This window comes from Oribacterium sp. NK2B42 (assembly GCF_000424445.1).
GTDB lineage: Bacteria > Bacillota > Clostridia > Lachnospirales > Lachnospiraceae > Oribacterium.
Genome location: NZ_AUJX01000030.1, coordinates 40,928 through 51,317, shown reverse-complemented (window position 1 = coordinate 51,317; position 10,390 = coordinate 40,928). Strand labels below are relative to the sequence as shown.

Sequence of the window (10,390 nt, the reverse complement as noted above, 5' to 3'; positions counted from 1 at the left end):
TTCTGTTTTTAGGATAGTATTCTCTTTTCAATGTTCATTCGGGGCTAATCCCCTTGTTATATGGTCAAAATCCGGTTGGATTCCGAAAGGCTATCCATCGACTGAATTGTCACCCATTTTTGTACGTTCAGCTGTTATGGATTTTACAGCTACAGCGATTTGTATTTAAAAGGAAGCATGCCGGCTCATTTTTTATTTATCGTGCTTACATCTCAAAGCCCCCGAATTCATTGATTACGGCTCGGGAGGTTTTGTTGAAATAAACATTGGTACCGATATGTGTATCGGATATAAGGGAGTTTTTGATCATAAGGTAAATAAAATAGCGTTCTGCTTCTGAAAGCCGTCTGTCCTTTAGGTAAAAGACTCCGTTGAAGGTCTGCACCGGCGGCCAGGTGGAAAAGTAGACTCTTCCCTCGTGAGCTCTGCAGAAGGATCGGGGGAGAAATCCGACGCCCACACCGGTCTTAAGCATTTCATTCATCATAAGGGCATTGTTGCTTCGCTGTACAACTGTGGGAGTGAAGTTATTTCTTGCCATATATTCTTCTACTATTTTCGAGTTTGTTGTACTTGATCCCCACATAACAAAAGGGGCATCTGAAAATTCTTTAATGTTTATGGTCGGAAAATAGTTCCCTGAGTCATCGCTTTTTGAAGCTGCGGGATGAGAAAGGGGAACCGCCAGACACATTTGCTCATAGGCTACGGAGGCAAATGTAAAATCCTTTTCATCAGAGGGGGTTATCGTTCCGATCACCAAATCTACTTCTGATTTCTTAACAGCCTCTTTGAGTTCATACATATATCCTTCTTTTGTCTGAATCTGTATAAATGGAAATCTTTCAGAAAAAGCAGGATAGATATTACTGAAAAACCGGGAACCTCTGAAAGGTGTAATCCCTATGGTGATGGTACTGGATGGTACCATAGAAAGCTGAGCAATGGAAGCATAGGTACGTTGCTTAATGTTTATGATATTTCTGCAAGTCTTAAGATATATTTTTCCGGCATCCGTAGGTATCAGAGATTTACGGCTTTTCATGAAAAGCTGATGCCCTAAACCGGCTTCGGTATTTGCCAGAAATTTCGAAAGTGCAGGCTGGGAGATACCAAGCTGTTTGGCTGCCTTTGAAAGTGATTTACATTCTTCTATTGTTACAAGGTAGGTACATGCCTTTATATTCATGCTATCATTCTCCTCATCTATTAATGTTGCCATATATCTATAACTTTTACTAATAAATCGGATAACTATTTCAAGATTGATACATTTTTTATAAATCCCTATAATCAAACCATATTAAGAAAGGTCGCAAGACAAATCAAAAAGATTTATGTATTTCTGCATAAGTATACCCTGATTTTTGAAAATTATAAACCCGAAAAATTTTTATTGATTTAAAAGAGGGAGGCCTGTTCAAAAATAACCTGTACTAATGAGAAATACAGTCTGTTAGGAGGATTTATGAAAAAGAAGTTTATGGCAACAGTAATCACAGCGGCAATGGCACTTAGCATGCTTACAGGCTGCGGATCTTCATCAAACACAGCTGCAACAATAGCTGCAGCAAAGCCGGCTGAAACAACAGCAGCAAAGCAGGAAGCAGGAAGTGAAACAACTGCCGCAGCTGCCGATACAGGATCAGCAGGAGCAGTAGATGTAAGCTCAGTATGGCCTGACGGAACCACAGTTTATGTAGATGTTCCTGCAAAGGCAGGCGGCGGAACCGACCTTTACACACGTTATCTTACACAGGCACTTACAGAGGTTTGTCCTAATGTTAACTTCGTAGTTACTAACTATGATACTGAAGAAGTTGGTATGCAGCATGCCAAGAATGCTCAGGCTGATGGAACAACACTTCTTACCTGCCATGGCGGTGCTGTTATCAAGTTCCTGACCGGCGCTTCAGGCGTTTCCGTAAAGGATGATATGAGAGCAGTAGGACTTCTCAATCAGGGTGGTCCACAGGCTATCATTACAAATCCCGGTGCACCTTACACAAACTTCACAGAACTTGCTGAGTATATCAAGGCTCATCCGGGCGAGCTTACTGTAGGATGCTCACTTGGCGGAACAACACAGATCCTTTTCACTTCATTTATGGATGCACTTGTCGGTGATGCTTCACTTGTAAACTACGTACAGTGCTCATCAGAGGCTGACAAGCTTACAAACGTAGCTTCAAATGCAATCAACATTGCAAACTGCTCAATTCCTAATGCTCAGGATTATGACGCTGACGGAAAGCTTACTGTTCTCGGAACCCTCGGACCTAAAGCTTCTACACTTGAGTCCATGAGCAAGCTCCTTGGTTCAGAGCTTGATGCCAAGTTTGCTTCAACAGTAGAGCAGGGTGTAGAAACAACATGGGATTCCAACTACTATATCCTTGCACCTGCAGGTGTCTCAGATGAAGCTGCTGAGGCTATCAACCAGGCTATCGTAAAGGCAGAAGAGCAGACTTCCTATGTTGACGGCATGAACAAGATGGCAACCTTTGCAGAGCCTACAAATCTTGCTGATTCACAGAAGGGTCTCGATGATGAGTGGTCAAATCTTGATGCTCTTGTAACATCAATGGGTCTCAAGAAATAATAAATTTTTTCATATTTTTTCAGAGCCCGGTATGTTGATGCTGCCGGGCTCATCCTCTCTAAAAATCATCTCTAAATAAAACATTTAAAGGAGCAACCTTTTATGAAAAAACTTAACCGTACATATGTGATGGGGATTTTCATGGTTCTGTTTTCAGCATGGATAGCATTTGAAAGTACCCATATCCCCGAGCTGCTTGTTTCAAATGAGCCGGGACCGAGACTTTTCCCTTTTATCTCTGCCATAGGCATAGCAGTATTTGCAATTCTTTCAATGGTATTCGACGGTAAGAAAGATGAAAACAAAGAGTATCTCGATAAGGCAGGTTACACACGCCTTGCAATCATTATAGCCGAATGTCTCCTGTTTGCTTTTCTCATGAACTTCATTGGCTTCTGGATCACTTCCATGGCAGGACTGTTTATGTTTATCTTCACGCTAAAGGGTGAGAAGAAATTCAATGTAGTATTTTGCATTATTTTCTGCATGCTTCTGGGAAGCATTTGCTATTTCGGATTTACAAAGGGCTTCAACATCCCACTTCCGAAGGGAACACTTTGGAGCAGTCTTGGGATCAAGATGATCTGATGTTACGATTTTTGATCAGATAGTACATGTATACCATAAGCCTCTGATGAATTCTGAAAGAGACTTGATGTGTAGTAATAAAAGCTAATGTATAGACATTTGCATTTCGGTAATAGAAAGCAGATAAACAAAAAATAGGAGAAATAAAATGGCAGATTATATGACAGCGCTTTTGACACTGCTTCAGCCCATGAATTTCATAATGATGTACTTATGTACGCTGGTGGGTGCAGTTCTCGGTGCCATCCCCGGACTTTCCGGAGGACTGGGTATCACACTTATACTTCCTTTGACATTTGCAATGAGCACTGAGCTCAGCTTCTCAATGCTTGTCGGTATGTATGTCGGTGGTGTTTCGGGTTCCTTTATCGCAGCGGTTCTAGTTGGAATTCCCGGTTCGGCTGCATCCATCGCAACCTGTTACGACGGTTATCCCATGACTAAAAAAGGAAAGGCTGCAAAGGCACTTTCCATCGGTATCACAGGTTCCTTCATCGGTACTTTCATTTCCATCATCGTTGCTACACTTTGCTCCACATATATTGCGGAGATAGCATTAAAACTGGGACCATGGGAGTATTTCAGCCTATGCCTCATGGCCATAACCATGGTTGTTGGACTTTCAAACGGTTCTGTTTTCAAGGGAATGACAGCAGCTTTCCTTGGTCTCTGGCTTGCCTGCGTCGGAACTGATTCCGTAACAAATCAGATGAGATTTACATTTAACAACTATAACCTTTTCGGTGGTATCAATGTTGTCTGCCTTCTCATGGGAACCTTCGCCCTTCAGCAGGTGGCTACAAGCTATGCTAAGGGCAACCAGGAGATGCCCAAGGTAGACGAGGGCGCTCTCGGCGGAATCGGACTTACACTTAAGGACCTTACAGATAACATTAAGGTAATTGTCGTTTCACTGTTCATCGGTCTATGGATCGGATTCCTTCCGGGCATGGGTTCAGGTATTTCTAACATCCTTGCATACGGTCAGGCTAAGAAAATGTCAAAGCATCCGGAGCTTTTCGGAACTGGTGTGGATGAGGGTGTATGGGCCACAGAGGTATCAAACAATGCCGGCGTCGGCGGTGCTATCATTCCTATGATATCTCTTGGTATCCCGGGAGATGCTACAACCGTACTTCTCATGTCTGCTATGACCATCCATGGACTTCAGCCGGGACCTATGTTCATAAGAACAAACCCTGTACTTGCAGATCTTATCTTCGCAACAGTACTTGTTTCTGCAATCCTTATTTTTGTAACTGAGCTCCTTACAAAGAAATATTTCCCTCTGCTCCTTAAGGCACCATATCACTACCTTTACAGTGCTATCCTTATGATCGCATTCATGGGAGCATTTTCATCAACAACCTCCATGTTCTCGGTTTATCTGGTACTTTTCTTCGGACTGGTTGGTATAGTGATGGATTACTTTGGACTTCCCATGACTCCGCTTATGCTTGCATTTATCCTGGGCGGAAAGATCGAGAGCTACTTCAGAATGGGTGTTTCATACGGAAAGGGAGACTATTCACTTTTCTTCACAAGACCTATTTCACTTATCTTTATTCTTATAACTGTTTACAGCTTGTTTGGACCTATGATCCAGAAAGCATTAAAAAAACAACGCAAGCAAGCTGGCTAAGGCAGCGTAAAGGATAAAAGGATGTCAGATTAATCTGAATTTTATAATCGGAATGCCTCATGTAGCACTTGTAGCGCATTATATAGATATATAGACAAATGAATTTAAAGCACTTAAATCTGTCAAATCATTAATCAAGACCATTTAATTCTCGAATGATGAGTTGTAATACAGGCATGAAGCTTTCCGACATAGTGAAATCAAGGAGTAGATCAAATGATCAGTGAAGAAAGAAAAGCTGTGCTGCTTGAGGCATTGAGAGGCCACAGCGTTGCAAAAGAAAACATTACCGAAGAATATAAAAAGAATCTTCTCCTGTGCGACAGGGAAGAATTTACAATCGAAACCGCAGGCGGACCTCTGAAGCTTTATGTATTCAAAGCTAAGAACAGAACAGAAAACTGTCCGGTTCATATCAATATCCATGGCGGAGGATTTGTAAGACCACATGTAATAAGAGATGAAGTATGGTCCTGCAAGGTGGCAGATGCATTAAAGGGAATAGCTGTAGATCTTGACTACAGTCTGGCGCCGGAATATCCATATCCAACTGCTGTTAATCAGTGCTATGATGCCACAAAATGGGTATTCTCAAAGGCAGAAGAGTGGAAGGCTGACAAAGAGCAGATTTCCATCGGAGGCTACAGTGCCGGAGCAAATCTGGCTGCGGTGGTTTCCATTAAGTCAAATGAAACAAAGGATTTCAAACTTTGTTACCAGGTACTTGGATATGGCTGTTTTGACATGGTGACAGACCCTGCTGACAAGCCGGATGCAGACAAAAACCTTATTCCTGCCGAAAGAGGAAGGATGTTCAACGAGTGCTACACGGAGAATGATCCTGAAAAGTTGGCATCACCTTATTGCAGTCCTGTTAAGGCCTCCTTTGAACAGCTTAAAGGTGTTCCAGAGGCACTGGTAATAACTGCAGGATCGGATAACTTCAGATTTGAAGATGGTGACTATGCGGTTAAGCTTATGCTTTCCGGAGTAAAGGTAACCATGAAGTGCTTCCTTAACTCAAGTCATGGATTTATCATTCACTGTACGGGAGAGTGGGAAGAAGCACAGCAGTTCATAATTGACAGTTTGAAGGCAAAGGCCGGAATAAAATAGAGAGAGTCTCTACAGATTTTTATGAACAGTAATAAAGTTCAAAAATTCCGCGGCTAAACCGCGGAATTACTTTTATCATCATCTATATAGAACTTATATCCTAAAATATAGATTATGAGTCAATTAGCTTATAAATTCTATATGACCTATATCTCTAAAATCGTAATATGAGTCAATAAATCAGCCTATTGTATATGACTAATTCCCTCAAAATCTGGTTATGAGTCAAGAAAAAACTATTTGATAGTTGAAGGAAAGGATATCGAAAATAATGAGAAATGTTATAGAACCGGGAAAGAAAAGAAAGAGTATCAATTTCCTGGATAGTATAGTTTATAGTGAAGTAAAGGATCTGAACGGAAATCCCATGAAACTGGAAATGTCTGTAATGCTTCAGAACGGAAACAGTGAGATGAGATTTGCGGCAGGTATCGTAGACGAAGAGGACAAGACCCCGAAGCCCTGTATCGTATGGGTACCGGGCGGCGGCTACAGAGGCTGCGACAAAAATCTCATGGTGGCTGAGATGGCATTTCTTGCAGACCGGGGATATGTGGTTGCATCCATTTACTACAGAAGCTCTGCGGAAGGACATATGCCGGATCAGATCATCGACGTCAAAACGGCAATAAGATTTTTAAGAGCTCATGCAGCAGAATATGAGATTGACCCGAACCGTATTGGAATCATCGGCCGCTCAGCAGGCGGACATCTGGCATCCCTTGCAGGAATGAATGTTGATGATTTCCACGGAAGCGAGTGGGCATCAGAGTCTGACGAAGTGCAGGCCTGCGTTGATATGTTCGGTCCGGTAGACATTCCCTGGCTCCTTAAATTCGAGGAAAGCCTTTATAAAGCTGATCCAGCAAACTATCGTTGGGAAAATGTTGCGGCATCCCATGGCGGAGCAGTTATGGGTGGGGAGTATAATGAAGATATGATAGAGCGTTCAAAGAAGGTTAGTCCTCCATATCTCATCAGCGACAAAATGTGTCCTATGATGATCATGCACGGAGACATTGACAAGCTGGTACCGGTAGATGTAAGTGAAGATTTTTACCAGAAGATAATTGATGCCGGTCAGGGTGACAAGGCAGATCTTTATATCCTTCATAACGCCGGTCACGGCACAAAGGATTTCTTCCAGGATTCCGTTAAGGAATTGATTGCAGAGTTTTTCGATAGAAACCTGAAGAATAAATAAGGCGTTAAGCGTAAAAAAGGTTGGTCTGGTATATGACACGCAGAAGAAAGCCAGAAAGCAATCTAACACCATAAATAAAGTACTAAGATTAGTTCAGTGGATTACATCCGGACAATAGGTTCCGTAGGCAGCCCACTGAACTAATTTTGTTCTAGGATTGAAACCTTCAGACACGATTGATAAAATAGTGAAGATGAAACACTTTGAAACGAAATGAACCGGAGGAAATATGGCAAACATAACCCTGCTTGTACCAAATGACGAACTGTTCCGCCTTGCCCACGACGCCTTACAGGAAATGAAGAAGCGCCTTTTTATGATGAAGGTCATCGAAACCGAAAGCGCTGTTTCGGAAGCAAGACAGGCCATAAATCAGGGAACAGATATCATTATCGCCAGAGGTCTCCAGGCTACCATCATTAAACAGTACACGGATATCCCGGTTGTGGAGATCGTTATGACCCGGCAGGGACTCATCAATATGATCGAGAAGGCGAAGAGGGTACTTGGAAAAGAGAATCCCAACATCGCCATAGTTATGTTCAAGAACATGACTTGTGATATGACCGGTATAAGTGAGCAATGCCATGTTCAGCTGAAGGAATATCTGGTGCAGAACCCTGAACTTCTGAAAGCCGCCGCACTTCAGGCAGTGGAAGATAAGGCTGATCTCATCTTGGGCGGAAAAACCGTTCTCACCATTGCTGATAATGCAGGCATCCCGGCACTTTTTATGGCCAATACCGAAGATGCCATGAAGAATGCCATTAAAGAAGCATTTCTTCTTGCAGACACCTTTGAAAACAGCGACATACCGGCCCATGCTGTCCTTGAAAAAGGAAAATCCTCCGGTAAACGTAAAGAGCAGTTTGTGAACTTCCCCTATAAGAGCGAAAAAATGCAGGCGGCCGTTGACCTGGCAGAAAAGCTGTCAAAAACCGACTGCCCGAAGCTTATTCTTGAGCCTATAGGAAATCTCCACAAGGCCTTTGTGAACGCCATGCACAACCACTCAAAACATTCACAGGAAAAGCTTGTGAGCTACGAATGCATAAAAGGCCAGTCTTCCTATGATGATCTTTACGGACGTCAGGGCAGGGTGAATGATTCCCTCCGGGGCACTCTCGTCATAGACAATTTCCAATACATGGATGTTCGTTCCCAGAAGAAGCTTCTGGAGATACTTATGTTCAGGAATGTCATCCTGATAGCGAAAACCAGGAACCCGAAAGCCTACCTGATACCTGAACTGTATGCCAGACTTTCGGCATTTGCCATAAGGATACCCACACTTATGGAAACCTCCGAGGATATTCCGTATCTTTCCAATATTTACATGCAGAACTGCACAGAACGCTACGGAATGTATCATGTAATGACAAAGGATGCCGAGAAAAAGCTTCAGAGTTTTTACTGGCCCGGAGGCAGGATACAGCTTGAAAGCTTCATCGAAAGACTGGTGATCACCTCGGACCATAGAAGCCTGAAGGTTACCGATGTATGTGAACTTTATGAGGAACTTTATGGCGGAGACATTGGCCCTGAGGCTAATGCTGAGCCCGGAAAAATCTCAGATACGGATTACGATCCGAGGGCGGTTCCGGATTTTAATCCGGGTATCAGTTCCGAGGAGGATATGCCCTTCAGGTTAAGCTCTGAAAATATGATGGAATCAGAGGATATACCTTTAAGTTTCAGCAACGGTCAGAAGGAAGCTGCTTCTAAAAAACAGACCATAACAGTCGGGGATCTGGAGAAAAACAGACTGATTAAATCCCTTAGTGACAACATGGGCAACCGTGAAAAAACAGCCGCAGAGCTTGGTATCAGCAAGACCACTCTTTGGAGGAAGCTAAGGAAATACGGATTACTTTAAAAAATACTAATGATCTCAGAGAGTCATCGATTTGATATGTGCCTCCCGGCCGGGACACTTTCATCGATGGCTCCTTTTTAAATATTAAAACTGTATAAAGAAATGGAATGATATATTTGTAACAGCTAAATCTATGCAAACATCTGAACCGAAATGAACCATATTAAAATATATAGAAACGCAACCTGCGCCGATTAACATTTAGCATATTTACGAAGCGTTCCTTTGTGCTAAATGCAGATTGTTTAAAAATTTCATTTCTAATAAGATATAAATCGTGCAGAGGAAAAGTTCCCCAAGGCACGGATTTATAAAACTTTTAACAGGTTTTATCAGTAGTTTAGCTACCGGAAATATCAGTTTTTTAGGCATTGAACCACTATGCCGGAAAAGGAGTTTCATATGAAGATCGGATTTGTCGGACTTGGAATCATGGGCAAGCCAATGGCTAAGAATCTTGTTAAGGCAGGATACGAGGTTGTTGTTACAACACATAAGCAGGCTGTTATAGATGAATTTGTTGCAATGGGTGCTGCAGGCGCAAAGAATGCCGCAGATATCGTTAAGCAGGGATGCGAAGTTATCATCACAATGCTTCCCAACAGCCCACAGGTTCGTGAGGTTGCACTTGGTGAAGGCGGAATCGTTGAAGGAGGAAAGAGCGGAATCACAGTTCTGGATATGTCTTCCATCGATCCGGTTGAGTCACAGAAGATCTCTGCAGAGCTTGCAAAGAGCGGTATCGAGCTTCTTGACTGCCCCGTTTCAGGCGGAGAGCCAAAGGCCATCGACGGAACACTTTCGGTTATGGCAGGCGGAAATAAGGAGACATTTGACAAGTATCTCCCAGTACTCAAGGCTATGGCAGCATCAGTTGTTTATGTCGGACCTATCGGTTCAGGTAATGTTGCAAAGCTTGCAAACCAAATGATCGTTGTCGCAAACATCGGTATCGTTGCAGAGGCATTAACATTTGCAAAGAAGGCCGGCACAGATCCACAGCTTGTATATCAGGCAATCCGCGGCGGTCTCGCAGGTTCAACGGTTATGGATGCAAAGGCTCCGATGATGCTTTCAGGAAACTATGAGCCGGGCTTCCGTATCAACCTTCATATCAAGGATCTGACCAATGCCTTAAACGCAGCTCATGCAATCAACATGCCGGTTCCTATGACTGCTCAGATGATGGAAGTAATGCAGGAGCTCATGAACCATGACGAAGGTGCCTGCGACCACGACGATATCGTAAGATATTATGAGCGTATGTCAGGAACTTCAATCGTTGAGAAGTAATCTCCTTTATCCCAATTTCATATAAGCAGGATACCCTCTTTCTCCGGAAATCCGGTATCCTGCCTATGA

The 10,390-nt window shown here is 42.9% G+C and carries 8 protein-coding genes; 7 read left to right on the top strand and 1 reads right to left on the bottom strand.

What is annotated here, in order from left to right; genetic code table 11:
• Positions 1-205: 205 nt before the first annotated feature.
• The gene (locus G625_RS19120) at positions 206-1,189 is read right to left on the bottom strand and encodes a LysR family transcriptional regulator (RefSeq protein ID WP_049895821.1); all 984 of its coding nucleotides are present in this window, start codon (positions 1,187-1,189) and stop codon (positions 206-208) included.
• A gap of 279 nt (positions 1,190-1,468) precedes the next feature.
• On the opposite strand from G625_RS19120, the gene G625_RS0108985 reads away from it, so the two are divergent.
• From G625_RS0108985 to garR, 7 genes are all read left to right on the top strand, one after another.
• On the top strand, positions 1,469-2,602 hold the full coding sequence (locus tag G625_RS0108985) for a Bug family tripartite tricarboxylate transporter substrate binding protein (protein ID WP_029200862.1): 1,134 nt from the start codon (positions 1,469-1,471) through the stop codon (positions 2,600-2,602).
• A 102-nt stretch (positions 2,603-2,704) separates the two neighbouring features.
• On the top strand, positions 2,705-3,190 hold the full coding sequence (locus G625_RS0108980) for a tripartite tricarboxylate transporter TctB family protein (protein ID WP_029200861.1): 486 nt from the start codon (positions 2,705-2,707) through the stop codon (positions 3,188-3,190).
• 148 nt (positions 3,191-3,338) lie between these two features.
• Positions 3,339-4,832, top strand: a complete 1,494-nt coding sequence (locus tag G625_RS0108975; protein WP_029200860.1) for a tripartite tricarboxylate transporter permease — start codon at positions 3,339-3,341, stop codon at positions 4,830-4,832.
• A 216-nt stretch (positions 4,833-5,048) separates the two neighbouring features.
• Positions 5,049-5,948, top strand: coding sequence for an alpha/beta hydrolase (locus tag G625_RS0108970; protein WP_029200859.1), 900 nt, complete (start codon positions 5,049-5,051; stop codon positions 5,946-5,948).
• A gap of 271 nt (positions 5,949-6,219) precedes the next feature.
• On the top strand, positions 6,220-7,152 hold the full coding sequence (locus G625_RS21225; protein WP_029200858.1) for an alpha/beta hydrolase: 933 nt from the start codon (positions 6,220-6,222) through the stop codon (positions 7,150-7,152).
• Between the two features lie 229 nt (positions 7,153-7,381).
• Positions 7,382-9,028, top strand: coding sequence for a PrpR N-terminal domain-containing protein (locus G625_RS0108960; RefSeq protein WP_029200857.1), 1,647 nt, complete (start codon positions 7,382-7,384; stop codon positions 9,026-9,028).
• A gap of 402 nt (positions 9,029-9,430) precedes the next feature.
• Entirely contained in the window at positions 9,431-10,321 is an 891-nt protein-coding gene (gene garR / locus G625_RS0108955; protein ID WP_029200856.1) for a 2-hydroxy-3-oxopropionate reductase, read from the top strand.
• Positions 10,322-10,390: the final 69 nt, after the last annotated feature.